At 69.8% G+C, this 25,876-nt stretch carries 23 protein-coding genes; 15 read left to right on the forward strand and 8 right to left on the reverse strand.

Features of this window, described 5'->3' with window-relative positions; all coding sequences use genetic code 11:
• Positions 1-18 precede the first annotated feature (18 nt).
• The 3 genes from HNR67_RS15470 to HNR67_RS15480 all read left to right on the forward strand — a co-directional run bounded on the left by HNR67_RS15470 (position 19) and on the right by HNR67_RS15480 (position 3,530).
• Positions 19-789 carry an ATP-binding cassette domain-containing protein gene (locus tag HNR67_RS15470; protein ID WP_185002781.1) on the forward strand — a complete coding sequence of 257 codons (771 nt, stop codon included), beginning with the start codon at positions 19-21 and terminating at the stop codon, positions 787-789.
• Between the two features lie 56 nt (positions 790-845).
• Positions 846-2,282 carry a sugar ABC transporter permease gene (locus HNR67_RS15475; protein ID WP_185002783.1) on the forward strand — a complete coding sequence of 479 codons (1,437 nt, stop codon included), beginning with the start codon at positions 846-848 and terminating at the stop codon, positions 2,280-2,282.
• A 72-nt stretch (positions 2,283-2,354) separates the two neighbouring features.
• Positions 2,355-3,530 (forward strand): ROK family transcriptional regulator, encoded by a 1,176-nt coding sequence (locus HNR67_RS15480; protein ID WP_185002785.1) that lies wholly within the window; start codon positions 2,355-2,357, stop codon positions 3,528-3,530.
• 207 nt (positions 3,531-3,737) lie between these two features.
• Here HNR67_RS15480 and HNR67_RS44405 read toward each other — a convergent pair whose 3' ends face one another.
• A complete protein-coding gene (locus HNR67_RS44405) occupies positions 3,738-3,917 on the reverse strand; it encodes a DUF7455 domain-containing protein (RefSeq protein WP_246492521.1) in 180 nt (59 codons plus the stop codon).
• A 473-nt stretch (positions 3,918-4,390) separates the two neighbouring features.
• Positions 4,391-4,954: a hypothetical protein gene (locus tag HNR67_RS15485; protein WP_185002787.1), complete on the reverse strand. Its 564-nt coding sequence runs from the start codon at positions 4,952-4,954 to the stop codon at positions 4,391-4,393.
• A 287-nt stretch (positions 4,955-5,241) separates the two neighbouring features.
• On the opposite strand from HNR67_RS15485, the gene HNR67_RS15490 reads away from it, so the two are divergent.
• Positions 5,242-5,439 (forward strand): hypothetical protein, encoded by a 198-nt coding sequence (locus HNR67_RS15490; RefSeq protein WP_185002789.1) that lies wholly within the window; start codon positions 5,242-5,244, stop codon positions 5,437-5,439.
• 85 nt (positions 5,440-5,524) lie between these two features.
• On the opposite strand, the gene HNR67_RS15495 is transcribed toward HNR67_RS15490, so the two are convergent.
• Positions 5,525-6,835: an RNA polymerase sigma factor gene (locus tag HNR67_RS15495; protein ID WP_185002791.1), complete on the reverse strand. Its 1,311-nt coding sequence runs from the start codon at positions 6,833-6,835 to the stop codon at positions 5,525-5,527.
• A gap of 155 nt (positions 6,836-6,990) precedes the next feature.
• Positions 6,991-7,749, reverse strand: coding sequence for a polyphosphate--glucose phosphotransferase (gene ppgK, locus HNR67_RS15500; RefSeq protein WP_185002793.1), 759 nt, complete (start codon positions 7,747-7,749; stop codon positions 6,991-6,993).
• Between the two features lie 54 nt (positions 7,750-7,803).
• Between ppgK and HNR67_RS15505 the strand changes: the two genes are divergently transcribed.
• On the forward strand, positions 7,804-8,667 hold the full coding sequence (locus HNR67_RS15505) for an inositol monophosphatase family protein (RefSeq protein WP_185002794.1): 864 nt from the start codon (positions 7,804-7,806) through the stop codon (positions 8,665-8,667).
• A 95-nt stretch (positions 8,668-8,762) separates the two neighbouring features.
• Here the strand turns inward: HNR67_RS15505 and cei are convergent, their stop codons facing one another.
• A complete protein-coding gene (gene cei / locus HNR67_RS15510; RefSeq protein ID WP_185002795.1) occupies positions 8,763-9,440 on the reverse strand; it encodes an envelope integrity protein Cei in 678 nt (225 codons plus the stop codon).
• A gap of 358 nt (positions 9,441-9,798) precedes the next feature.
• Here cei and HNR67_RS15515 point away from each other — a divergent pair, with 358 nt between their 5' ends.
• A complete protein-coding gene (locus tag HNR67_RS15515) occupies positions 9,799-10,098 on the forward strand; it encodes a DUF4193 domain-containing protein (protein WP_185002796.1) in 300 nt (99 codons plus the stop codon).
• A 245-nt stretch (positions 10,099-10,343) separates the two neighbouring features.
• Here HNR67_RS15515 and HNR67_RS15520 read toward each other — a convergent pair whose 3' ends face one another.
• A complete protein-coding gene (locus HNR67_RS15520) occupies positions 10,344-10,844 on the reverse strand; it encodes a DUF3093 domain-containing protein (protein WP_185002797.1) in 501 nt (166 codons plus the stop codon).
• Between the two features lie 19 nt (positions 10,845-10,863).
• Between HNR67_RS15520 and dut the strand changes: the two genes are divergently transcribed.
• The 4 genes from dut to HNR67_RS15540 all read left to right on the forward strand — a co-directional run bounded on the left by dut (position 10,864) and on the right by HNR67_RS15540 (position 13,415).
• Positions 10,864-11,367 (forward strand): dUTP diphosphatase, encoded by a 504-nt coding sequence (dut, locus tag HNR67_RS15525; protein ID WP_185002798.1) that lies wholly within the window; start codon positions 10,864-10,866, stop codon positions 11,365-11,367.
• 4 nt (positions 11,368-11,371) lie between these two features.
• Positions 11,372-12,004 (forward strand): DUF3710 domain-containing protein, encoded by a 633-nt coding sequence (locus HNR67_RS15530; protein ID WP_185002800.1) that lies wholly within the window; start codon positions 11,372-11,374, stop codon positions 12,002-12,004.
• 234 nt (positions 12,005-12,238) lie between these two features.
• Positions 12,239-12,613 (forward strand): OB-fold nucleic acid binding domain-containing protein, encoded by a 375-nt coding sequence (locus HNR67_RS15535; protein WP_185002801.1) that lies wholly within the window; start codon positions 12,239-12,241, stop codon positions 12,611-12,613.
• 10 nt (positions 12,614-12,623) lie between these two features.
• Complete coding sequence (locus HNR67_RS15540) at positions 12,624-13,415, forward strand: DUF3159 domain-containing protein (protein ID WP_185002803.1); 792 nt, start codon at positions 12,624-12,626, stop codon at positions 13,413-13,415.
• A gap of 955 nt (positions 13,416-14,370) precedes the next feature.
• On the opposite strand, the gene HNR67_RS15545 is transcribed toward HNR67_RS15540, so the two are convergent.
• Both HNR67_RS15545 and HNR67_RS15550 read right to left on the reverse strand, forming a co-directional pair.
• Entirely contained in the window at positions 14,371-15,027 is a 657-nt protein-coding gene (locus HNR67_RS15545; RefSeq protein ID WP_185002805.1) for a potassium channel family protein, read from the reverse strand.
• Positions 15,027-15,692 carry a potassium channel family protein gene (locus HNR67_RS15550; protein WP_185002806.1) on the reverse strand — a complete coding sequence of 222 codons (666 nt, stop codon included), beginning with the start codon at positions 15,690-15,692 and terminating at the stop codon, positions 15,027-15,029. Before HNR67_RS15550 ends, HNR67_RS15545 begins: the two co-directional genes overlap by 1 nt.
• A 138-nt stretch (positions 15,693-15,830) precedes the next feature.
• Between HNR67_RS15550 and HNR67_RS15555 the strand changes: the two genes are divergently transcribed.
• From HNR67_RS15555 to HNR67_RS15575, 5 genes are all read left to right on the forward strand, one after another.
• Positions 15,831-17,906 (forward strand): APC family permease, encoded by a 2,076-nt coding sequence (locus tag HNR67_RS15555; RefSeq protein ID WP_185002808.1) that lies wholly within the window; start codon positions 15,831-15,833, stop codon positions 17,904-17,906.
• Complete coding sequence (locus HNR67_RS15560) at positions 17,903-19,111, forward strand: class I SAM-dependent RNA methyltransferase (protein WP_312987329.1); 1,209 nt, start codon at positions 17,903-17,905, stop codon at positions 19,109-19,111. Before HNR67_RS15555 ends, HNR67_RS15560 begins: the two co-directional genes overlap by 4 nt.
• Before the next feature lie 109 nt (positions 19,112-19,220).
• Positions 19,221-22,772, forward strand: coding sequence for a DNA polymerase III subunit alpha (gene dnaE, locus HNR67_RS15565; protein ID WP_185002810.1), 3,552 nt, complete (start codon positions 19,221-19,223; stop codon positions 22,770-22,772).
• 258 nt (positions 22,773-23,030) lie between these two features.
• Complete coding sequence (gene dxs, locus HNR67_RS15570; RefSeq protein WP_185002812.1) at positions 23,031-25,019, forward strand: 1-deoxy-D-xylulose-5-phosphate synthase; 1,989 nt, start codon at positions 23,031-23,033, stop codon at positions 25,017-25,019.
• 142 nt (positions 25,020-25,161) lie between these two features.
• On the forward strand, positions 25,162-25,848 hold the full coding sequence (locus tag HNR67_RS15575) for a response regulator transcription factor (RefSeq protein ID WP_185002814.1): 687 nt from the start codon (positions 25,162-25,164) through the stop codon (positions 25,846-25,848).
• Positions 25,849-25,876 lie beyond the last annotated feature (28 nt).

Below are 25,876 nucleotides of genomic sequence, written 5' to 3' on the forward strand. Positions count from 1 at the left end.
CAACCTGGAGTTCCAGCAGTGAGCAACATTCTCGAACTGCGCGGCGTGAACAAGAGCTTCGGTCCGGTGCACGTGCTGCACGACGTGGACCTGGCGGTCAAGGCCGGTGAGGTCACCGCGCTGGTCGGTGACAACGGCGCGGGCAAGTCCACGCTGGTCAAGTGCATCGCGGGCATCCACCCGACCGAATCAGGCGAGATCCTGTTCAACGGGCAGCCGGTGGCCATCGGCAGCCCGAGGGACGCGGCCGCGCTGGGCATCGAGGTCGTGTACCAGGACCTCGCGCTGTGCGACAACCTCGACATCGTGGACAACATGTTCCTCGGCCGGGAGAAGACCAACGGCCTGACCCTGGACGACGCGGCCATGGAGCAGGCGGCCCGCAAGGTGCTCGCCGACCTGTCCGTGCGCACGGTGAAGTCGGTGCGCACCCCGGTGGCCTCGCTCTCCGGTGGGCAGCGGCAGACCGTGGCCATCGCCAAGTCGGTGCTGTGGGACAGCAAGGTGGTGCTGCTCGACGAGCCGACCGCCGCGCTGGGCGTGGCCCAGACCCGCCAGGTCCTCGACCTGGTGCGCAGGCTCGCCGACAACGGGCTCGGCGTGGTGCTGATCAGCCACAACATGAACGACGTGTTCGAGGTCTCCGACACCGTGGCCGCGCTCTACCTGGGCCGCCTGGCCGCCCAGGTGCCGACCAAGAGCCTGTCGCACGCCCAGGCGGTCGAGCTGATCACCTCGGGCCGCACCGGCGACATCGGCATCGCCAAGCCGGAAGCCGCCACGATCTGAGTCGGCGCAGCCGCCACTGAACCTTCCCGCGCACTTTTTCACCCAAGGAACTCCAGATGACCGAGACCCAAGCCGACACCGGGGCCGCCAAGCCCGATGGCGGCTCGACCGCCGTCGCCGACTTCGGCATCGACAACACGCAGCGCAGCTTCGGCCAGGCCGTCGGCGACTACGGCGCCCGGCTGCGCGGCGGCCAGCTCGGCGTGCTGCCCGCCCTTGGCGGACTCGCCGTGCTCTTCCTCTTCTTCGCCAGCCAGTCCAGTGACTTCCTCACCCTGGGCAACCTGTCCAACCTGCTCGCCCAGGGCGCGGGCACCGTGGTCATCGGCATGGGCCTGGTGTTCGTGCTGCTGCTCGGCGAGATCGACCTCTCCGCCGGCACCGCCTCCGGCGTCACCGCGGCGATCTTCGCGCTGCACCTGTCCACCGGCGGCAACCTGCTCGGCAAGATGGGCCTCGCGGTCTTCATCATCACCATCATCGGCCTGCTGGTCGCCGCGGCGATGGCCGTGCTCACCAGGCTCTGGGTGGCCGCCATCCCGGCCGTGCTGGCCGCCGGGATCATGATCGTCGGCGTGCCGGCCAACCCGTGGGTGGAGATCCTGCTCGCGATCTGCTTCGGCACCGCGATCGGCTGCCTCACCGGCTTCCTGGTCGCCAGGGTGGGCATCCCGTCCTTCGTGGTGACCCTGGCCCTGTTCCTCGCCTGGCAGGGCGTTGTCCTGCAGTACATCGGCGAGGGCGGCACCCTGGGCGTCGGCGACGGCGTGCTGTTCGAGGTGGCCAACGGCAACCTGTCCATCGGGCTGAGCTGGCTGCTGCTGGTGCTGGTCGTCGGCGGCTACGCGGTGGCCGTGCTGACCAGGCACTTCGGCAGGCTGAAGAAGAAGCTGGTGGCCCCGCCGACCTCGCTGGTGCTGGTCAAGGTCGGTGCGGTGGTGGTGCTCGGCGCGATCGGCACCTACCTGCTCACGCTCAACCGCAGCCTGAACGAGGCGATCACCATCGCCGGCGTGCCCTACGTGGTGCCCATCGTGCTGTTCCTGCTGGTCATCGGCACCTTCGTGCTCGACCGCACCCGCTACGGCCGGCACGTCTACGCCGTCGGCGGCAACGCCGAGGCGGCCCGCCGGGCGGGCATCGACGTGCGCAAGATCAGGATGTCGGTGTTCGTGATCGCCTCCACCATCGCCGCGATCGGTGCGATCATCTACTCCTCGAAGGTCGGTTCGGTCGACCCGCAGGCCGGTGGCGGCAACACCTTGCTCTTCGCCGTCGGCGCGGCCGTCATCGGCGGCACCTCGCTCTTCGGCGGCAAGGGCCGGGTGCGGGACGCGGTCGTCGGCGGCGCGGTCATCGCCACCATCGAGAACGGTCTGCGACTGCTCGGCGAGCCCGCCGCGGTGGTCTCCATCGTCACCGGGCTGGTGCTGCTGCTGGCGGCCAGCGTGGACGCGCTGTCCCGGCGGCGTGCGCCTGCCGGCGTGCGCTGAGCTGACGCGGGTCTGACCGGGTTCGGCGGGGGCCGAGGACGTCCCCCGCGTGCGTCGAGCAGGGGAGTGACGTTGAGCAGCGCGCCCACCGCGGGCACCAGACCGGACGAGGTCCGCAGGCACAACCGGGCCGCGCTGCTCCGCAGACTGCATGTGGACGGCCCGAGCACGCGTGCCGAACTGGCCACCGAACTCGGGCTGAACCGCAGCACGATCAAGGCACTGGTGGACGAGCTGACCGCGCTCGGCCTGGTCACCGAACAGGTCCCCACGCACCGCCAGGGCGCCGGACGGCCCTCGCTGCTGGTGCTGCCCCAGGCGCGGGCGGTGCCGGTGCTGGCGGTGGACGTTGGCGTCGAACAGGTGACCGTGGCCGCGGTCGGCATCGGCGGCACCGTGCTCGGCGGCAGGCACTGGGCCCAGGCCAGGGGTGGGGCCGATCCGGAGACGGTGCTGGCCAAGGTGGCCACCGCCTGCCGGGAACTGGCCACCGAACTGGGCAGGCCGCCGGTGCGCATCGGCGTGTCCGTGCCAGGGGTGGTGCGACGCGCCGACGGACTGGTGCACGAGGCGCCGAACCTGCACTGGACCGGGGTGCCCTTCGGCCGGATGCTCTCCACCGAGCTACGGCTGCCCGTCCAGGTCGGCAACGACGCCGATCTGGGTGGGCTGGCCGAGCACATCCGAGGCGCGGCCAGGGACGCCGCGGACATCGTGTTCCTGTCCGCCGAGGTCGGCGTCGGCGGCGGGGTGATCGTCGGCGGCGCGCCGTTGCGCGGCACCGGCGGCTACGTCGGCGAGCTGGGGCACATGGTGGTCAACCCGCAGGGCCGGTCCTGCTACTGCGGCTGCCGCGGCTGCTGGGAGACCGAGATCGGCGAGGACGCGCTGTGCCGGGCGCTCAACCTCACCGGGGGCGCCGCACGTGCGGAGATCGTGGCCGAGCTGGCCTCGCTGGCCCTGCGGCCCGAGGACGCCAGGCACCGGCTCGAGGGGTTCGCCGGGTGGCTGGCCCTTGGTCTGACCAACGTGGTCAACGTGGTCGCGCCCGAACTGGTGGTGCTGGGAGGACTGCTGGCCGTGCTGCCGCCCGTGGTGGTGACCGAGGTGGCCGAGACGGTGTCCCGGCGCAGTCTGGTCGGGCGGGCCGCGGGCCGGCTGCGGATGGTGACGTCCACGCTGGGCGCGGACGCCGCGCTGGTTGGCGCGGCCGAACTGGCGTTCGAGCAGGTGTTCGCCAACGGCTGAATCAGCGACCAGCGCTGATCCGGTGCCAGTCCAGCGCACCGCCGTCCGTCAACACCTGCTCGTGCAATGGCAACCCTGCTGTCGGCCGCCGTTGGCCCGTTGCGTGTTCGCTGAGAGCTGAAAAAGATCCGGGATATGTCACGGGCGGAGATCCCGGTCAAAGGATCTCCGCCCGTGGGGCTCGTCGGATCAGGGGCTGTGCGCCGATCACCCTTCCTGGATGTTCGCCGCAAGCTCCTTCAGCTTGGTCTCGTGTTCCCTGGCGTGGTGACCGCAGAACAGGAGCTCGCCCCCGGACTGCAGAACGGCACGAACTCGAGCAGCGGCCCCGCAACGGTCGCAACGGTCGGCAGCGGTCAGCTCGGGGCGGGTGAGTGTTCCAGGCATGTGAATCTCCCTCCGTCCCGGCACCGGCTTATCCGGTGCCCGTTGTTGCCAGCGAAACTCCGAGGCGGTGTGGCTGCTGCCGCGGTGTCGCGCTGGTTCCACTCTATGCAGACGTCCGGCGGTTCGTCAGTGTTCCCGACCTCGTGGCGATGCCGGTCACGTCCGAACTACCCGGTTGTCGCAGGGTTGAACACTACGAGTGTGCATGGGCGGTTGTGAAGATCGCCCATCGACATCCAGATGCCTTATCAAGTTGCCGCCGTTCGTCCTCAATAACCGTGACATGGCGGCAACTCGTGCCCAGGCTAGGGCTGACCTTGTGAAACTGTCGTGGAGTCACCGTTGCTGTGGGTAACCGCGCTGGTCAGCGCTGCGGCAACCAGTGGGCTCCGGTTGACCTGATGCGGTTCGAACTCCAGTACGTGTCTGTTTTGTTGTACTGGTCCGGAGTATGGGATCCCGAATTCTGGGAATCAGACCGCGACCGGCTGGCGGGCGATCCCGTTCGGCACCGGCATCATGGCCATCCGCATCGAGGGCTCCTCGGCCAGCGGCTGGAAGAACGCGTGCAGATCGTTCTGGGTGCGGATGGTCGAGTTGTGCGGCCACAGCGCCGAGTTGAGCCGGATGTCCACGCCCGCGGCGCCCACGGTGAAGCCCAGGCCGCGCAGGTGGGTCAGCCAGGCGTCGTTGCCCATCCGGCACTGCCCGAACACCCACTGGAACCCGGCGCCCCGGTAGTGCTTGGCCATCCCGCTCAGCAACCGGCCGACCAGGCCGTGCTGGAGCGTCTGCGGCAGCACCGCGACCCCGTTGACCGCGATCAGCGAACGCACCAGCAGCCGGTTGGCCTCCGCGGGCAGCCCGAGCCCGCCGATCAGCGTGCGCGGCACCCCGGCCGCGGCCACCCCGACCAGCTTCTCCTCATGCCGCCGGTCGGCCGCCACCAGCACCAGCCCGTGCGAGCCGTCGGTGCCGTCGGCCCGATCGGCGTCCACCGAGGCCCGCAGCGCCTTCCCGGTCGCCGGATCCGACACCAGAAGCTGCTCGACCTGGCGGCCCTCACCGGGGCGCGCGGGCCGGAGCCACACCGAACTACCGAGGGGGCGGTCACTCCGCCGAGTCTGCGTCTTCCGTTTCGTCACGCGGAGTACGGTAGCGCTCACCGGTCGTGCACCGCCGAGTGGGGGTACGGGTACCGCCGTTCGCCCCGGTCACTCCCTAGGGGACGAAATCCGGGACGTCTCAGGTCCCGCCCACCCCCACGTGGCCGCGCCGCTGGGCAGCCTGGAGGGTGAGTCCCGAACCGCCCGAGGAGCGCCCCGTGTCCTGCCGCGACTGCCGCACCTGCACCGACCCCGGCTTCGTCTGGCTGGTGAAGCGGTTGTTCATCGCCGCCGTCTACCTGGCCACTCTCGGCCTGCTGTACCTGCTCAAGCACTTCCTGCGCCGGCACTGCCCGCAGTGCGGCCACATCCTGGCCAACCACCGCCGCCGCGCCGACGGCTCGTTCAAGGACTGAGCACCCGGGAACTGAGACCGGCACGGCAAAGGCCGCCGAACCCTGGAGGGAGGGGTCGGCGGCCTCGTGTTGTTCGGGCCGGAACTCAGTCGAGGTAGTCGCGCAGCACCTGGGAGCGCGACGGGTGCCGCAGCTTGGACATCGTCTTGGACTCGATCTGGCGGATCCGTTCCCTGGTCACGCCGTAGACCTGGCCGATCTCGTCCAGGGTGCGCGGCTGGCCGTCGGTGAGCCCGAAGCGCAGCCGGACCACGCCCGCCTCGCGCTCGGACAGCGTGGCCAGCACCGACTGGAGCTGGTCCTGCAGCAGGGTGAAGGAGACCGCGTCGACCGCGATCACGGCCTCGGAGTCCTCGATGAAGTCACCCAGGTGCGAGTCGCCCTCGTCGCCGATGGTCTGGTCCAGCGAGATCGGCTCGCGGGCGTACTGCTGGATCTCCAGGACCTTCTCTGGCGTGATGTCCATTTCCTTGGCGAGTTCCTCGGGGGTGGGCTCGCGGCCCAGGTCCTGCAGGAGTTCGCGCTGTATGCGGCCGAGCTTGTTGATGACCTCGACCATGTGCACCGGGATGCGGATGGTGCGGGCCTGGTCGGCCATGGCCCTGGTGATGGCCTGGCGGATCCACCAGGTCGCGTAGGTGGAGAACTTGTAGCCCTTGGTGTAGTCGAACTTCTCGACTGCCCGGATCAGGCCCAGGTTGCCCTCCTGGATCAGGTCCAGGAAGGCCATGCCGCGGCCGGTGTAGCGCTTGGCCAGGCTGACCACCAGGCGGAGGTTGGCCTCCAGCAGGTGGTTCTTGGCCCGCTCGCCGTCGCGGATGATCCAGCGCAGGTCCCGCCGCATCTGGGTGGAGAGCTGCGCGCCCTCCTCCTCGGCCTGGCGGTAGCGCTCGGCGGCGTAGAGGCCGGCCTCGATCCGCTTGGCCAGGGCCACCTCCTCCTCGGCGTTGAGGAGGGCGACCTTGCCGATCTGCTTGAGGTAGGCGCGGACGGAGTCGGCGGAGGCGGTGAGTTCGGCGTCCTTGCGGGCCTGCCGCAGCGCCTCGGACTCCTCCTCGTCCCAGACGAAGCTGCCGGTCTTCTGCGGCTCCTCCTCGGCAGGCTCCGGGTCGTCGGCGACGACCAGGTCGGCCTCGAGTTCGAGGTCCTCCTCGATGTCCTCCAGGACCGGCTCGTCGCCGTCGGCCGGCTTGGCCGCGGCCTTGCCTGCCGGACCGGGCTTCGCGGCGGCCTTCTTCGCCGGGGCCTTGGCCCCAGCCGCCTTGGTGGTCTTCGCGGCGGGCTTCCTGGCGGCTGGCTTGGCCGCCGTCTTCGCCGGGGCCTTGCGGGCCGGGGTCGCCTGCTCGTCGGCCTCGACTGCGGGGGAAGGCCGGGTAGCGGTGTCTGCGGTGGCCACGTACGCCCTTTCGCGGGGATCGTTCACTGGCAGGCCAAGGGCGCGAACCTAGGCCGCCGGAGTGTTCGGGGGAGCGCCCCCGGCGCAGAGTGCCGCGGGCGTCCACCATTGTAACGACGGGCCTGGCCCGGCCGTTGCGGGCCAGGAAAGGGAAATCAGCCGCGCAGCCCCGCCGCGGCACTGGCCGCGCCGACGATGCCGGCGTCGTTCTTCAACGTCGCCGCCACCACCTCGGTGCGCACCTCCAGCAGCGGCAGCCACTTGTGCGCCTTCTTGCTGACCCCGCCGCCCGCGATCACCAGGTCCGGCCACACCAGGTCCTCCAGCACCCGCAGGTACCGGGTGACCCTGGGCGCCCATTCCTCCCAGGACAGGTCCAGGTCCTCCTTGACCGAGGCCGCGGCCTGCTTCTCCGCGTCGTGCCCGTCCACCTCCAGGTGGCCGAACTCGGTGTTGGGGACCAGCTTGCCGTCCAGGAACACCGCGCTGCCGATGCCGGTGCCGAAGGTCAGCAGGACCACCGTGCCGTCCTTGCCCAGGCCCGCGCCGAAGCGCATCTCGGCCAGGCCCGCCGCGTCGGCGTCGTTGAGCACGACGACCTCGGTGGTGGCCCGGCCCAGCTTGCCCGCGAACAGGGCGGCCGCGTCCGTGCCGATCCAGCCGGGGTCGACGTTGGCCGCGCTGTGCGCGACGCCCCGCTTGACCACACAGGGCAGGGTGACGCCGACCGGCCCCTCCCAGCCGAACTTCCCGACGATCTCCGCGACGACCTCGGCCACCGCCTCGGGCGTGGACGGTTGCGGGGTGGGGATGCGTAGCCGCTCGCCCTCGAGCACTCCGGTCTCGAGGTCCACGACACAGCCCTTGATGCCGGAGCCGCCGATATCGACTCCGAACCCGCGGGTAGCGCTCATCCCCGTGGTCCTTCCTGTTCGATTCAGAAACGTGGTGCGCAGACCATAACGGTCATGTGGTCGTATGGTCCCGTGGGTCTGGCTGATGAGGTACCGACGTTGGTGGATCCGGCCCGGTTGCGCACCGTCGCGATCGAGGTCGCGAGCGCGGCAGGCGAGCTGGTCGCGGCCATGAGAGGTGGTCAGCGGCGGTTTTCCGGCGCGGTGGACACCAAGAGCACCGCGACCGACGTGGTCACCGCGGCCGACCGCGCCGCCGAGGAGCTGATCCGGTCCCGGCTGGCGGAACTGCGTCCCGCCGACGGCGTGCTCGGCGAGGAAGCCGGTGACGACGCCGCCGGCGCCAGGGTGCGCTGGGTGGTCGACCCGATCGACGGCACGGTGAACTACCTCTACGGCCTGCCGCAGTACGCGGTCTCGGTGGCCGCCGAGGTGGACGGCATCGCGGTCGCGGCCTGCGTGGTCGAACCCGCGGCGGGCCGGGTGTGGAGCGCGGCACGCGGACAGGGCGCCACCCTCGACGGCGAACCGCTGCGCGCCTCGGCCACCGTCGAACTGCCGTTGACGCTGGTCGCGACCGGTTTCGCGTACAAGGTCGAGCGACGAGGGCGGCAGGCCGACCTGGCCGCCCGGCTGGCCAGGAGCGTGCGCGACCTGCGGCGCAGCGGCTCGGCCGCGATCGACCTGTGCTCGGTGGCGGCGGGCTGGGTGGACGCCTATTTCGAGCACGGGCTCGGGCACTGGGACTGGGCGGGCGGCGGGCTGATCGCCGAAGAAGCCGGGGCGGTGCTGCGGCGGCCGAACGCGGACGGTATCGATCCGGACGGGCTGGGCGCGGACCTCACCCTCGCCGTGGCCCCAGGGGTGGCGGCAGAACTGACAGAACTACTGCGCCGCTCCGGAGCCGCCGAGATCTGAAAAAAGCCGCGTCGGCCGACCGGGCGTACCGGATCGGCCAACGCGGCGTACGAGTTCAGCCAACGCGGCGTACGAGTTCGGCCAACACACCGTGCTCAGCAGTGCACGTTGCGTGCGCTCGCGAGCTGGTCGGCGTCGAGTTGCGGGGGTGGCGGCGCGGCCTGCTGGCCGCCCTTCTCGGGCTGCTGCTCGGCCCATTCCTTGAGCTTGTCCATCAGCTGGCGGGTGCTCGGCGCGGGCTTGATCCCGTCGAACTTCTTGCCGAGCACCACGTCGATGGTGGAGTCCTGACGCTCGTCCCGCACCAGCTGCACGCACGGCGCCAGCAGGCTCATCGTGCGGGCCGCACCGGCCCCGTTCGGGCCGTAGCGGAGCTGGCCGTGGCAGCTGAGCTTGTCCCCGTAGACCGGGTCATCGCCCGGCTCACCGGCCTTGTTGAAGCCGAAACCGATCAGCTCCTCGTTGACCAGTTTCGCCTGTCCGCGCAGGCCACCGCCATTGAGCACGCGAATCTTCACATCGGCCGCCGGCCACGGATCGGTCTTGTCCAGCGCGTCCCTCGGCTGGCCCTGGCCGTTGTAGGGGGTCTTGCCGGCCTCCACCGCCGGGGGCCCGTCACAGCGGACCGCGGCCTCCACGTCGTCGACGTTGCGGAAGACCTTGCTCCACACGAACGTCGCTATCACACCCAGCAAGGCCAGGATGATCAGCGCCGGTAGCGGGCGTCGCCTCCGATAACGTCCGAGGCCCTGCCTCACGCTCCCCGCTGCCACGTCCTCCGCCCTCCCCGGCGTTGTCCGCCATCGCCTGTACCCACGTCGACGATCAGCCTAGGCGGTAACGGCTCGGCATGCGTGACCAGTTTCGTCTTCCTTGTCGGCCGATGGGGTGCTACTGGCCACATCCACCGCGCTTCCGGGTGACCCAGTGAACGCGACTGGCCGCGATGGGCTACCCTCTCGGCGCTCCGGCCCGCCGGTAAGCCGATTTACCTGATCGACTTCTCCGGTGGCACCGAGTTCTCGAAGAGAGACGGCCGTCACTGGGGACGGCGGGCACAAAACGGTGCGCTGGAACGTTAACCAGCGGCACGAACCACCATCTTGAGCAAAACGCAGGGGTGACTACACGATGGCGACCGACTACGACGCACCGCGCCGTGGCGAGACCGACGACCTCGCCGAGGACTCGCTTGAAGAGCTGAAGGCGCGGCGTAACGAGACTCAGTCCGGGGTGGTCGACGTCGACACCGACGCGCCGGACGAGAACTTCGAGCTGCCCGGCGCCGACCTGTCCGGCGAGGAGCTGACCGTCAAGGTGCTCCCGAAGCAGGACGACGAGTTCACCTGCTCCCGCTGCTTCCTGCTGCACCACCGCAGCCGGTTGTCCAGGGAGAAGGCCGGGCAGTACATCTGCCGCGACTGCGACTGAGCGGGCACGGGCACCAGCCTGGGGATGGCTGGTGCCCGGACCGACGGTCGTTCCGGCGGCGTCAACGACGCCGTCCGCGGTACCTAGGGCGTGTCCGCAAAGCCACGCACGCGATAGCCGCGCCGAGGCGGCCCCTGGCGGCACGGCCGGACCGCCCGAATACGCCCGGTATGAGGGCGGCCCGGCCGCGCCACCAGGAACCACCTCGATCACGACTCTCGCCCACGCGGCTCCGCGGACACGCCCTAGTGGGCGGACTTCGCCGCCAGTTCGCGCAGCAGTCCGGCCAGCTTCTCCGCCTGCCGGACGCTGAAGATCCAGTACGGGGTGGGGTCGTCCGGGTCGGTCAACTCGACCAGTACCGCGGGTCCGACCCAGCCCTGGTGCGCCACGAACGCGGCCGGGTCCAGGTCCCGGCCCAGCGCCGGGCGCTTCTCCTCGGCGTTCAGCGTGCTGACCCTGCCGACGAACTCCAGCGGCAGGTGGGCCTCGCCCACCCACAGCTCACCGCCCTTGACCTGCACCTGCCGCCTGCCCAGCCACAGCATGGTCACCACGACCAGTGGCACCAGCAGCAGGTACGGCAGCCAGGAGCGCACCCCCGGGTAACCCATGTGGATCTCCGCGGCCAGCAGCACCGCACCGGCCAGGGGTAGCGGCCAGCCCCACCACGGGAGGTAGAGCCGCTCACTGAAGAGGACATCCCCGGTCGTATCGACCGCGCGCGCGTTCCTGCTCACGGGCATCAGGGTAATGTCGCCCGCCGTGCCCAGCGTTGAGGTGCTCCTGACCCGGCTTGATCCGGATGTGCCCGTCCCGTCCTACGCCCGTCCCGGCGATGCCGGCGCCGACCTGGTGACCACCAGCGACCTGGTGCTGCCACCCGGCGAGCGCGCGGTGGTCGGCACCGGGGTGGCGATCGCGCTGCCCATCGGGTTCGCCGCCTTCGTGCACCCGAGGTCCGGGCTGGCGGCCAGGGCCGGGCTCAGCGTGGTCAACACGCCTGGCACCATCGACGCGGGCTACCGCGGCGAGATCAAGATCTGTCTGGTCAACCACGACCTGCGCGAACCGATCAAGCTGCTCCGCGGCGACCGGATCGCGCAGCTGGTCATCCAGCGGGTCGAACAGGCCGAGTTCCGCGAGGTCGCCGAGCTGCCCGAGTCCGTGCGCGGTGCGGGCGGCTACGGGTCGACCGGGGGAGCCGCGGCACTGGCCGGGCAGCGAGCCGGGCAGCACGACGGCTCGCCTGATGTGACGGAGGTCTGAGGGGATGTTCGGGTTCGGGCGGCGCGGCAAGCGGCGCAAGGCGGCTGGCGAGCAGGCAGGCGGCGGGGAACACCTCGAGCCGGCCGGCGAGGCCGCCGAGGAGGGTTTCGACGGGCCCTACGACGAGCGTGAGGCGCCCGCGGACCAGGTGTCCCGGCTGGATCTCGGTTCGATCCGGGTGCCGGTGCCCGACGGCACCCAGCTCCAGGTGGAGGTGGCGCCGGAGGGCGAGGTGCAGGCCGTGCACCTGGTGACCCCGGTGGCCAGGCTCACCGTGAGTGCTTTCGCCGCCCCCCGATCGGGTGGGCTGTGGCAGGAGGTGCACAAGGAGCTGGCCGAGCAGCTGCGCAACGACGGCGCCCGCGTGGTGCTGGAGGGCGGGGACTGGGGCACCGAGCTGGTGGCCTCCTCGCCGGAGATGTCGCTGCGCTTCGTCGGCGTGGACGGGCCGCGCTGGATGCTGCGCGCGGTCGCGGCCGGACCGACCGAGCACTCCGCCGCGGCCGGGGAGGCGCTGCGCGAGATCGTGCGCGGCACCGTGGTCGTGCGCGGGGAATCGCCGCTGCCGGTGCGCACCCCGCTGCCGCTGGAGCTGCCGGACGCGATCGCCAAGCACCTGGCCCAGGAACAGGGCTAGAGAAACCGCACCCGGGCCCGGATCGGGGTCCGGGTGTGATCTGGCCTGCTGTGCCCAAACACACCCCCGCCGAGCAGGGCGAATCAGCCGGGAACTTTGTCCCGTTTGTAGGCGTTCTAAACGGTGTAACCGCCGGTCAGCCCGTCTGGAGTAAAAGTAACCCCAGATGGTTACCCTGGCGGAATAACGGGGCCACAACCGAGGGCCCCTTTCGTGTACTGGGAGCGCCGGAAAATGAGTGGCAGCGGGGGCTACTGGCGGCGGATGGTCCGCAAGCTGACGAGTGACGTCAGTGAGCTGGACGCCGATGACCTGTCCCGAAAAGCCGAGGCACAGGGCGCCGTGAAGGCGTGCGACTGCCGATCCGGCGAGGAGGTCACCGTGCTGGGCAGGCTGCGCAGCGTGGAGCTGTGCCCGCGCGACGCGGTGGCGACCCTGGAGGCCGAGTTGTACGACGGCACCGAGGGGGTCACCCTGGTGTGGCTCGGCAGGCGCCGCATCCCCGGTATCGAGCCGGGCCGCACGATCAAGGCGCGGGGGCGGATCGCGGTGCGGGACGGGCGTAAAGTGCTCTACAACCCGTACTACGAGCTGCAGACCACCTCCTGATCGTGAGCGTATGAGCGAACCCACCACTCCGCAGGCCGGTCCGACCGCCGCCGTGCCGGAGCATCCCGAGTCCCCGGACCCCAGGTCCGCCGATCTCGAACCCGCCAGGAGCGCCACCGAGGACGCTGTCACCGAGGATGCCGTGGCAGAGCCCGAAGAGCCCCCCATGCCCACCATGTGGGAGCAGATGGGCGGCCTGGTCGGCTTCATCTCGGCCTCCGTGCCCGTCGCGGTGTTCGTCTTCGTCAACTGGGCCACCAGCATGTGGCCGGCGATCTGGAGCGCCCTCGGCGTGGCCGTGGCGATCGGCCTGTGGCGGCTGATCCGCAAGGAGAAGCTGATGCCCGCCGTCTCCGGCGTGCTGGGCGTGGGCATCGCCGCGTTCATCGCCTACCGGGTCGGCGAGGCCAAGGGCTTCTTCCTGTACGGCATCTGGGTCAGCCTGATCTTCGGCGGCCTGTTCCTGGTCTCGCTGCTGGTGCGCTGGCCGTTGGTGGGCGTCATCTGGTCGGGGCTCAACGGGCACGGCTTCGGCTGGCGCGAACATCCCAAGGCGCGCTTCGGGTACGACCTGGCGACGGTGTTCTGGACGCTGGTGTTCGCGGCCCGGTTCGTGGTGCAGAACTGGCTGTACGAGGGCGATCAGACGACGCTGCTGGGAATCACCCGGCTGGCCATGGGATATCCGCTGACGGCGATCGCCCTGCTGGTGACGGTATGGGCGGTCCGGCGCGCGAAGCAGATCGAGGAGAACCACAACCAGGCCATCACGGCCCAGCCCACCGGCCTCAACTCAGCCTGACCCCACCCCCACAACGGCCAACACCCGGTTCAGTCCGCGTGTTGGCCGTTCTTGTACGCCGTGTTGGCCGTTGTCGTACGGAGTGTTGGCCGTTGTTGTACGGCCGCAGGCCGGGGGTTCGGTTTGGGGTTGGGGGTGAAAACCCCACGACGAGGGTTCTCGCGTGTTCTCCGTACGGCCTGGAGCTTGCTGACCACACCCCGAGGAGCGGCCCCTGCAACACAAACCGCCGCCGACCCCGCCCAACGTGACGGGGGCCGCTCCTCGGGGTGTGGTTGGCTTGCGGAAGGCCGTGCGGAGAACACGCGAGCCCTCGGAGCCACGCTGGGTCCGGCCCCGGCAGCACAATCCCCGCCCCGCAACCTGCTCATGCCGGTTCTTGATCTGCCCTCCCCCCTCCGGTGGTCTGCCCGGCCGGCGAGGCCATCTTTTCCGCTCTTGATCTTTGCGCTTGTGGCCTCTGTTGCTGAGGTACCCGAACAAAGATCAAGATCGTCCTCGCCGGACGGGCAGAAATCAAAGGATGGGGGGGAAAATCAAAGACAAGGGCAAAGAAGAAGAGCAAGAGCAGTGCTCGTACGGTTCCCCCATCCCCGTCAGCCTTCCGATACCAAACCACATCCCGGGCAAGCAGACCGTGCGGTTGGCAGGCTAGGGCGGCGGCAGGTTGCGGTCTGCTTGCCCGGGATGTGGTGTGTCCTCTCCAGGCTGACGGGGATGGGGGAACCGCTCGGAGAGTGTTGAAAAGCCACCCCGGCCACCTGTCCGGGCTTCGCCCGGTCGCAGTCGCCTATGGCGTACAAGAACGGCCAACGTGGTGTCCCACATCGGCCAACACTGGGTACGACAACGGCCAACACGCGCGGAGGGTTGAGGGTTGAAACCCTCGTCGGCGTGTTGGCCGTTCTGGGACGGTGTGTTGGCCGTTCTTGTACGGCGTGTTGGCTGTTGTGGGTCAGCTCAGCAGGGCTTGCTGGACTTCGTTTTCCACGTCGCTGGTGGCTACGAAGAGGAGTTCGTCGCCTGCCTCGAGGGTGTCGTCGGGCTGGGGGACGATTACCCGGCCGCCGCGGAGGATGGTGACCAGGGCCGCGTCCCGGGGGAGGCGGAGGGCCTTGACCGCGCGGCCGGAGAGGGGGGTGTCCTCGGGGAGGGTGACCTCTACCAGGTTGGCGCCGCCCTGGCGGAAGGTCAGCAGGCGGACCAGGTCGCCGACGGTGACGGCTTCCTCGACCATGGCGGCGAGCATCCTCGGGGTGGAGACGGCCACGTCCACGCCCCAGGCCTCGGTGAACAGCCATTCGTTGCGGGGGTCGTTGACCCTGGCGACCACCCGGCGGACCGCGAACTCGGTCTTGGCGAGCAGGGCCACCACCAGGTTGACCTTGTCGTCGCCGGTGGCGGCGATGACCACGTCGCACAGTTCCATCCCCGCCTCCTCAAGGGAGGAGAGTTCGCAGGCGTCGGCGTGGACCCATTCGGCCTGTTCGACGGCGTGCGGGTCGAAGTGGTTGCGGTCGCGTTCGATCAGCATGACCTGGTGCTCGGAGTCGAGCAGTTCGCGGGCGATGGACCGGCCGACCGCCCCGGCCCCGGCGATGGCGACGCGCATCAGTTGTTCTCCTCGGGAGCCTGGGCAGCGGCCGCGCTGACATCGGTGACGGTGCCGGAGAGGGCGGCGACGTAGACCTGGTCGCCGGACTGCACCACGGTGTCCCGGTCCGGGAGCACGCCGGTGCCGAAGCGCATCACGAAGGACACCCTGGCGCCGACAGCTTCCTCGACCTCGCGCACCTCGCGCCCCACCCAGCCCTCGTGCAGCGGCAGCTGGAAGACCGCCACCGTGCCGGAAGGGTCGCGCCAGGCGGTGGCCACGCCGTCGGGCAGCAGCATCCGCAGGAACCGGTCGGTGGTCCAGGGCACGGTGGCCACGGTCGGGATGCCAAGGCGCTCGTAGACCGCGGCCCGCTTGGGGTCGTAGATCCGGGCGACCACGTGCTCCACGCCGAAGGTCTCGCTGGCCACCCTGGCCGAGATGATGTTGGAGTTGTCGCCGTTGGAGACCGCGGCGAAGGCCCCGGCCCGCTCGATCCCGGCCTCGATGAGCACCTGCCGGTCGAAGCCGATGCCGACCACCTGCTGGCCGTGGAAGTCCCCGCCCAGCCTGCGGAAGGACTGCACGTTCTTGTCCACCACCGCGACGGTGTGGCCGAGCCGCTCCAGGCCCTTGGCCAGCGACGCCCCCACACGGCCGCAGCCCATGATGACCACGTGCACTAAGTTCCTCCTCCAAGCACGGCGGTGCACCATAACCTTCCCCCAGATGGGGGATGGCCGCGACCCGTGTTCCGACTTTGCCAACATACCGACGGCTGACCGGGCCCGGTGCTGGTGGCCCCGTCTACGCTGCGTCCCGTGTCCAAGTTCGCCACCGCGGCCAAACGCCTCCTGGTGGGGCGGCCGTTCCGCAGTGACCGGCTCTCCCACACGCTCCTGCCCAAGCGCATCGCGCTGCCGGTGTTCGCCTCCGACGCGCTGTCGTCGGTGGCCTACGCACCGGAGGAGATCTTCCTGGTGCTCTCCATCGCCGGGATCTCCGGTTACGTGTTCGCGCCGTGGATCGGGGTGGCGGTCGCGGTGGTCATGATGACCGTCGTCTTCAGCTACCGGCAGAACGTGCACGCCTACCCCTCCGGCGGCGGCGACTACGAGATCGCGAACGCGAACCTGGGCCGCTACGGCGGCCTGACCGTGGGCAGCGCCCTGCTGGTGGACTACATCCTCACCGTGGCCGTGTCGATCTCCTCGGCGATGGCCAACATCGGCTCGCTGATCCCGTACGTGGCCGAGCACAAGGTGATCTTCGCGGTGGTGGCCATCGTGCTGCTGACCGCGGTCAACCTGCGCGGCATCCGGGAGTCCGGCAGCGCCTTCGCCATCCCGACCTACGCGTTCATGATCGGCATGATCCTGATGATCCTGTTCGGTCTCTTCCGCGGGTTCGTGCTGGACGAGTCGATGCCCGCCGAGAGCGCCGGGTTCACCCTGAACGCGGAGAACGACCAGCTCATGGGCCTGGCGCTGGCGATGATCGTGCTGCGCTCGTTCACCCAGGGCTGCGCCGCGCTGACCGGGGTCGAGGCGATCAGCAACGGCGTGCCCGCCTTCCGCAAGCCGAAGTCGCGCAACGCGGCCACCACGCTGCTGATGATGGGCCTGATCGCGGTGATCATGCTGATGGGCCTGGTGGTGCTGGCCCAGCTGACCGGGGTCAAGATCGCCGAGCACCCGGACACCCAGCTCGGCGGGGCCCCGGCGGACTACCACCAGAAGACCATGGTGGTGCAGATCGCCAACGCGGTCTTCAACGGCTTCCCGGTGGGCGCGGTGTTCATCGCCGCGGTCACCGCGCTGATCCTGGTGCTGGCCGCCAACACCGCCTTCAACGGCTTCCCGGTGCTCGGCTCGATCCTGGCCCAGGACCGCTACCTGCCGCGCCAGCTGCACACCCGTGGCGACCGGCTGGCCTTCTCCAACGGCATCGTCTTCCTCGCCGGGTTCGCCATCCTGCTGGTCATCCTCTACGAGGCCGAGGTCGGCAGGCTGATCCCGCTCTACACCGTCGGCGTGTTCGTCTCCTTCACCCTCAGCCAGGCCGGCATGGTCCGGCACTGGAACAAGCTGCTGCGCGGCGAGCAGGACATCGCGGTGCTCACCCGGCTCAAGCGGTCCCGGCTGATCAGCGGTTTCGGCATGATCATGACCGGCGTGGTGCTGATCGTCGTGCTGATCACCAAGTTCACCCTTGGCGCCTGGGTCGCGATCGCGGCGATGGCCGCGGTGTTCGCGCTGATGACCGGCATCCGCAAGCACTACGACCACGTGGCCCAGGAGCTGGAAGCGGCCGAGGCGGACCGCTCGCACACCCTGCCCGCGCGCAACCACGCGGTGGTGCTGGTCTCCAAGCTGCACATGCCGACCCTGCGCGCGATCAGCTACGCCAGGGCCACCCGGCCGGACGTGCTGGAGGCGGTCACGGTCAACGTGGACGACACCGACACCCGGCGGCTGGTCACCGAGTGGGAGCGGCAGGACATTCCGGTGCCGCTCAAGGTGGTCGAATCGCCCTATCGCGAGATCACCAAGCCGGTGCTGGACTACGTCAAGCGGATCCGCACCAGCAACCCGCGGGACGTGGTGACCGTGTTCATCCCGGAGTACGTTGTCGGCCGCTGGTGGGAGCATGTGCTGCACAACCAGAGCGCGCTGCGCCTGAAGGGCAGGCTGCTGTTCCAGCCCGGCGTGATGGTGGTGTCGGTGCCCTGGCAGCTGGTCTCCTCCGAACGCCGGGTGGCCGAGGCCCCGGTGGTCGCCCCCGGTGCCATCCGCCGCGGGTTCGACCCGATCCACGCCGCGCAGAAGGCCGCCGAGGACCGCCGCAAGAAGGCGGCGAGCAAGGCCGCCGCCAAGAAGGAGAGCAGCAAACCGTGACGCAGCCCGACCGCCTGGACTGGACCGGCCGCAGCCTGGAGGTCGAGATCGGCCCGGTGGCGCACGGCGGCCACTGCGTCGCCCGGCACGAGGGCAGGGTGCTCTTCGTCCGGCACGCCCTGCCGGGGGAGAAGGCCCTGGTCCAGGTCACCGAGGACAACGGCGGCTCGTTCTGCCGGGCCGACGCGATCACCGTGCACACCCCGTCCCCCGACCGGGTCAGCCCGCCCTGCCCGCTGGCCGCGCCCGGCGAGTGCGGCGGCTGCGACTGGCAGCACGCCAGCCCCGCCGCCCAGCGCGCGCTCAAGGCCACCGTGGTGATGGAGCAGCTCCAGCGGATCGCCGGCCTGGACCGCGAGGTCACGGTGGAGGAACTGCCCGGCGGCTCCCTTGACTGGCGCAGCCGGGTCCGCCTGGCCGTGGGCCAGGGCGGCCGCGCGGGCCTGCGTGCTCACCGCAGCCACCGGGTGATCCCGCTGCGGGACTGCGCCATCGCGCTGCCAGGGGCGCTGGAGCCGGTGCTGAACCGGAGCTGGAAGCCCGGCACCGAGCTGGAGGTGGCCAAGGACGGCACCGGCCAGGTGCACGTCGCGGAGATCCGCAAGGACCGCCCGCCCCGGATCATGATCGGCGAGGGCCTGGCCCACGAACACGCCGCCGGCCGCGACTGGCGGCTGGCCTCCGGCGGCTTCTGGCAGGTCCACCCCGCCGCCGCGGACACCTTCGCCCAGGTCGTGGACGACTGGGCGCAGGCCCCGGTCGGCGGCACCGCGTGGGACCTCTACGGCGGGGTCGGCCTGTTCGGCTCGGTGCTGGCCCGCCAGGTCGGCCCGACCGGCTCGGTGCTGGTGATCGAGTCCTCCAAGCGCGCGGTCGTGGACGGCACGGCGAACCTGGCGGACCTGCCGCAGGTGCGGCTGCGGGTCGGGCGGGTGGAGCGGGTGCTGGGCTCGGCCGAGCTGCGCGCGGAGCGGCCGGATGTGGTGGTGCTGGACCCGCCGCGCAAGGGCGCGGGCAAGGACGTGGTGGCGGCGGTGGCGGCGGCCGGGCCTGATCGGGTGGTGCACATCGCGTGCGATCCGGCGGCGCTGGCCCGGGATGTCGGACTGTTCGCCACGCACGGTTACCGGCTGGCCGAGCTGCGTGCGTTCGACGCCTTCCCCAACACTCATCACATGGAGTGCATCGCCTTGCTCACGCGCTGAAACCACGGCGTTTCAACGAGATTTGTCCTCCAGGGCCGAGCATGATGGGATCGCAGTCCGGCGGGGCGCACCCCGTCGATGATCTTGTAGTCCGGGGAGGTCCTGGCCGGTGTCTGGCGACTCATTCGTCCACCTGCATGTGCACACCGAGTACTCCATGCTCGACGGGGCGGCCAAGATCGCACCGTTGTTCGCGGAGGCGGCCCGGTTGGAGATGCCCGCGGTCGGCATGACCGACCACGGCAACATGTACGGCGGCGACGAGTTCTACCAGCAGGCCAAGAAACACGGCATCAAGCCGATCATCGGCATCGAGGCCTACATCGCCCCCGGCAGCCGCTTCCACAAGAAGCCGATCTTCTGGGGCGACCCGGGCCAGCGTGGCGACGACATTTCGGGTGCCGGTGCCTACACCCACATGACCATGGTGGCGCGCAACTCCACCGGCGTGCGCAATCTCTTCAGGCTCTCCAGTCAAGCGTCCATGGAGGGCTACTACTACAAGCCCCGGATGGACCGGGAGATCATCGCGGAGAACTCCGAGGGGATCATCGCGACCACCGGCTGCCCCTCCGGCGAGGTGCAGACCCGCCTCCGCCTCGGTCACGAGGCCGAGGCGTTGCAGGCCGCGGCGGACTACCGCGATATCTTCGGCGCCGACTACTTCTTCCTCGAACTCATGGACCACGGGCTGTCCATCGAGCGGCGGGTGCGGGAGGGGCTGCTGGAGATCGGGCGCAAGCTCAACATCCCGCCGCTGGCCACCAACGACTCGCACTACGTCACCAAGGACCAGGCCGACGCGCACTCGGCGTTGCTGTGTGTGCAGTCCGGCAAGATGCTCTCCGACCCCAATCGGTTCAAGTTCGACGGTGACGGCTACTACCTGAAGTCGGCCGCGGAGATGCGCGAGCTGTGGGACGGGCAGGTGCCGGGCGCCTGCGACTCCTCCCTGGTGATCGCGGAGATGGTCGAGTCCTACGACGACGTGTGGGCGCACCGGGACCGGATGCCGGTCTTCCCGGTGCCCGAGGGCGAGACCCAGGAGTCCTTCCTCTTCAAGCAGGTCATGGAGGGGCTGCACCGGCGGTTCCCGGAGGGCATCCCGGACGGCTACACCGACCGGGCCGAGTTCGAGCTGAACGTCATCGCGGGCAAGGGGTTCCCGGCCTACTTCCTGGTCGTCGGCGACCTGGTGGACTACGCCAAGTCCGTGGGCATCCGGGTCGGGCCGGGCCGGGGTTCGGCCGCGGGCGCGCTGGTCGCCTACGCGCTGGGCATCACCAACATCGACCCGATCCCGCACGGCCTGCTGTTCGAGCGGTTCCTCAACCCCGAGCGCACCGCCATGCCCGATATCGACATCGACTTCGACGACCGCCGCCGCGGCGAGATGGTCCGCTACGCCACCGAGAAGTGGGGCAGCGACCGGGTCGCCCAGGTGATCACCTTCGGCACCATTAAGACCAAGGCCGCGATCAAGGACTCGGCGCGCGTGCACTACGGGCAGCCAGGGTTCGCCATCGCGGACAAGATCTCCAAGGCGCTGCCGCCGCCGATCATGGCCAAGGACATCCCGCTCTCCGGCATCGTCAACCCCAAGCACGAGCGCTACGGCGAGGCCGCCGAGGTCCGCACCCTGATCGAGAACGACCAGGACGTGGCCAAGATCTTCGAGACCGCGCGCGGGCTGGAGGGCCTGATCCGCAACGCGGGCGTGCACGCCTGTGCGGTGATCATGTCCTCCGAGCCGCTGATCGAGTCCATCCCGCTGTGGCGGCGCGACGACGGTTCGATCATCACCGGCTGGGACTACCCGTCGTGTGAGAACCTCGGCCTGCTCAAGATGGACTTCCTCGGTCTGCGCAACCTCACCGTCATGGGCGACGCGATCGACAACATCAAGGCCAACCGCGGCCTGGACATCGACCTCGACGTGCTCGCCCTGGACGACAAGGCCACCTACGAGCTGCTCTCCCGCGGTGACACCCTCGGCGTGTTCCAGCTCGACGGCGGGCCCATGCGGGACCTGCTGCGCCGCATGCAGCCCACCGCCTTCGAGGACATCGTCGCGGTCGGCGCGCTGTACCGCCCCGGCCCGATGGGCATGAACGCGCACAACGACTACGCCGACCGCAAGAACCGGCGGCAAGAGGTCAAGCCGATCCACCCGGACCTCGAGGAACCGCTCAAGGACATCCTGTCCGAGACCTACGGCCTGATCGTCTACCAAGAGCAGATCATGTTCATCGCGCAGAAGGTCGCGAACTACTCGATGGGCCGCGCGGATGTGCTGCGCAAGGCGATGGGCAAGAAGAAGCAGGAGGTCCTGGAGAAGGAGTACGAGGGCTTCCGGGACGGCATGCGCAACCACGAACTCCACTTCAAGGACGACGCGGTCAAGGCGCTGTGGGACACGATCCTCCCGTTCGCCGGGTACGCGTTCAACAAGTCGCACGCGGCCGCCTACGGCCTGGTCTCCTACTGGACCGCCTACCTCAAGGCGAACTTCCGCGCCGAGTACATGGCCGCGCTGCTCACCTCGGTCGGTGACAACAAGGACAAGTCCGCGGTCTACCTCTCCGAGTGCCGCCGGCTGGGCATCAAGGTGCTGCCGCCGGATGTCAACGAGTCCGCGCTGCGCTTCGCCGCGGTCGGCACCGACATCCGCTTCGGCCTCGGCGCGATCCGCAACGTCGGCGCCAACGTGGTCGAGTCGATCATCGCCAGCCGGGAGAAGAAGGGGAAGTACGGCTCCTTCACCGACTTCCTGGACAAGTCCGAACTGGTCTGTTGCAACAAGCGGGTCATCGAATCGCTGATCAAGGCTGGCGCCTTCGACTCCTTCGAGAGCACCCGGCTCTCCCTCATGCAGGTGCACGAGGAGGCGGTGGACGCCGTCGTCGGGCTCAAGCGCCAGGAGGCGATGGGCCAGTTCGACCTCTTCGGCGGCGGCGATGACAGCGCGGACGCGGAAAGCTCCTCCCCGCTGGCGCACCTGAAGTTCGGCGCCGAGGAATGGCCGCGCAAGCAGATGCTCGGCTTCGAGCGGGAGATGCTCGGCCTCTACGTCTCCGCGCACCCGCTGGACGGCGCCGAGCGCATCCTGCGCAAGAACGCGCAGAAGACCATCGCCGAGATGCTCAACGACCCGCCCAAGGAGGGCGAGGTCGTCATCGCCGGGATGATCTCCGGCCTGGAGCGCCGGGTGAACAAGAACGGCGAACCCTGGGCCATCGCCACGGTGGAGGACCTGGACGCCTCGATCGAGGTGCTGTTCTTCCCCAAGAGCTACAGCGTGCTCTCGGCCGACCTGGTCGAGGACGCCGCGGTGGCGATCAAGGGCCGGGTGAACTGGCGCGAGGACAAGATGTCCATCTTCGGCGGCGGGGTGATCCCGCTGGACATCGCCGACGCGGAGAACAACCCGGGCATGGACCCGCCGTTCGTGCTGGCCTGCAACCCGGAGAAGCTCAGCGAGGAAGTCCTGCTGGAGCTGAAGCGGACGCTGTCCATGCACAAGGGCGACACCCCGCTGCACCTCAAGCTGTGCTTCCGCCGGGAGGCCACCCTGATGGCGGTGGACGACTACCCGATCAAGGTCAGCCCGGCCTTCCTCGGCGAGATCAAGGCCCTGCCGGGGATCGCGGTCGGCGCCTGATCAGCGCCTGGGCCGAGTTGTCCAGTCAAGACTCGTAATCTGGTAGACGTCCACCCGTTCGAGTGACTGGTGGCGTCTGCCCTGGGTCTTGAGTGGGAGGCCGGAAGTTTTAGGACCCGGCAGGAGTGGTGGCCGGAAGCGATCAGCCCGTGACCACTCCTGCGGTCTCCGTAGACTGGCCGACAGCCGCCGAACGGGCGGCGTTTCCCGTTGTGGAGCGGGATGACAGGCGAGCTACAGCGTAACGAGGGGTGTGAGGTGCAACTACTCGAATCCGTGCGTAGCCCGGCGGATCTGAAACGGATGAGCCAGGAGGAGCTGGCCCTGCTGGCCGCGGAGATCCGCGCGTTCCTGGTGGACAAGGTCTCGCGTACCGGCGGGCACCTGGGGCCCAACCTGGGCGTGGTCGAGATCACCCTCGCCATCCACCGGGTCTTCGACTCCCCGCACGATGCCGTGCTGTTCGACACCGGGCACCAGTCCTACGTGCACAAGATGGTCACCGGCCGCCTCGACGGCTTCGACAAGCTGCGCCAGCGCGGCGGGCTCTCCGGCTACCCGAGCCGCTCCGAGAGCGAACACGACCTGGTCGAGTCCAGTCACGCCTCGACCGCGCTGTCCTACGCCGACGGCCTGGCCACCGCGTTCAAGCTCTCCGGCAAGCGGCGGCACGTGGTCGCGGTGGTCGGCGACGGCGCGCTCACCGGCGGCATGTGCTGGGAAGCGCTCAACAACATCGCCGGCGACAAGTCCCGGCCACTGGTCATCGTAGTCAACGACAACGGCCGGTCCTACTCGCCGACCATCGGCGGCCTGGCCGACCACCTCGCCTCCCTGCGGCTGCGGCCCGGGTACGAGCGCGCGCTGGAAAGCGGCAAGCGGACCCTGCAGAACACCCCGGTCGTCGGCAAGCCGCTCTACGCGGCCCTGCACGCGGCCAAGCGCGGCATCAAGGACGCGCTGAGCCCGCAGGTCATGTTCGAGGACCTGGGCCTGAAGTACTTCGGCCCGGTGGACGGGCACGACCAGCAGGCGTTCGAGGCCGCGCTGGAGCGGGCCAAGGCCTTCGGCGGCCCGGTCATCGTGCACGCGGTCACCCAGAAGGGCCGCGGCTACGCCCCCGCGGAGAACCACGTGGCCGACGTCATGCACGCCATCGGCGTGATCGACCCGGTCACCGGCAAGGCCACCAAGAAGAAGGCGGCCGACTGGACCGGCGTCTTCGCCGAGGAGATCGTCAAGATCGGCGCCGAGCGCGAGGACGTGGTGACGATCACCGCCGCGATGCTCGGCCCGACCGGCCTGGCCAAGTTCGCCGAGACCTACCCAGGGCGCTGCCTGGACGTTGGCATCGCCGAGCAGCACGCGATGACCGCCGCGGCCGGCCTGGCCATGGGCGGCATGAAGCCGGTGTTCGCGGTCTACTCGACCTTCCTCAACCGGGCCTTCGACCAGCTGCTGATGGAGGTCGCGCTGCACAAGCAGCCGGTGTCCATCGTGCTGGACCGCTCCGGCGTGACCGGCGACGACGGCGCCAGCCACAACGGCATGTGGGACCTGTCCATCCTCGGCATCGTGCCGGGCATGCGGGTCGCGGTGCCGAGGGACGCGGTCACCCTGCGTGAGGAACTGCGCGAGTCGGTGGCCATCGACGACGGCCCGTCCGCGATCCGCTACGGCAAGGGCGCGGTGATCGAGGAGATCCCCGCACTCGAGCGGATCGGCGTGGTCGACGTGCTGCGCCGCCCGGCCGATGGCGAGGGCAAGGACGTGCTGCTGGTCGCGGTCGGCTGCTTCGCCGAGCTGGCCCTGGAAGCGGCGCAGCGACTGTCCGACCAGGGCGTCGGAGTGACCGTCGTCGACCCGCGGTGGGTTGTTCCCGTTCCCACCGAACTGGTCGCGATGGCCGCCGAGCACCGCCTCGTGGTCACCGTCGAGGACGCGGGCCGCCACGGTGGCTTCGGCTGGGCGACCTCGGCCGCACTGCGCGATGCCAACCTGGACGTGCCACTGCGCGACCTGGCCATCCCGCAGCGCTTCCTGGACCACGCCTCGCGCAACCAGGTGCTGGCCGAGCTGGGGCTCACCGCCCAGGACGTGGCCCGCCGGGTGACCGAGTGGACCGCGGAGTACCTCGGCGAGGACGCCGAGCAGGACACCCCGGCCGAGGCGCCAGCGCCGCAGGCCAAGGAGTCCACTGTGGACAAGACCCCGGCCAGCAGGTCGCGCAAGCGCCCGCAGAGCTGAGAGTCCGCAGACCGCGTGCACCGGCCCGTCCCCGAGTTCTGGGGGCGGGCCGGTGCCGTGCTCAGCGGATCCTCAGCTCATCGACAGGGTGTCGACAGCCCTGCTGGTCCACAGTGGTCCGTGGCCGTGGCATCGTGGTGAGGTGCGGATCCTGATTGTGGAGGACGAACAGCCCCTGGCCGACGCCATCGCGCGCGGTCTGCGCCGGGAGGGCATGGCCGTGGACGTGGCCTACGACGGGGAGTCGGGGCACGAGAAGTCCGCGGTGACCCGGTACGACGTGGTGGTGCTTGACCGGGACCTGCCCGGCATGTCCGGCGACGAGCTGTGCAGGCAGATCGTCGACTCCGGCGCGCTCACCCGGGTGATCATGCTGACCGCGAGCGGCACCGTGCAGGACCGCGTCTCCGGCCTGTCCCTCGGCGCCGATGACTACCTGGCCAAGCCCTTCGCCTTCCCCGAGCTGGTGGCCAGGGTGCGGGCACTGGGTCGGCGGGCCACCCCGGCCATGCCGCCGGTGCTCACCGTGGCCGACGTGGTGCTCAACCCGGCCCGGCGCAGCGTGCAGCGGGCCGGCCAGCCGGTCGAGCTGACCCGCAAGGAGTTCGGCGTGCTGGAGGTGCTGCTCGCCGCGGGCGGGGCCGTGGTCAGCAGCGAGGAGCTGCTGGAACGGGTGTGGGATGAGAACGCCGACCCGTTCACCACCACCGTGCGGGTGACCGTGATGACGCTGCGCAAGAAGCTCGGCGAACCGGGCATCATCGAGACCGTGGTCGGCTCCGGCTACCGGGTGCCGGTCAACGCCGGAGCGGAGCCCGCTGATTCCTGACACCCAGCCCGCCGCCGAGGCCGGCGCG

This window comes from Crossiella cryophila, from assembly GCF_014204915.1.
In the GTDB taxonomy this organism is placed as follows: Bacteria; Actinomycetota; Actinomycetes; order Mycobacteriales; family Pseudonocardiaceae; genus Crossiella; species Crossiella cryophila.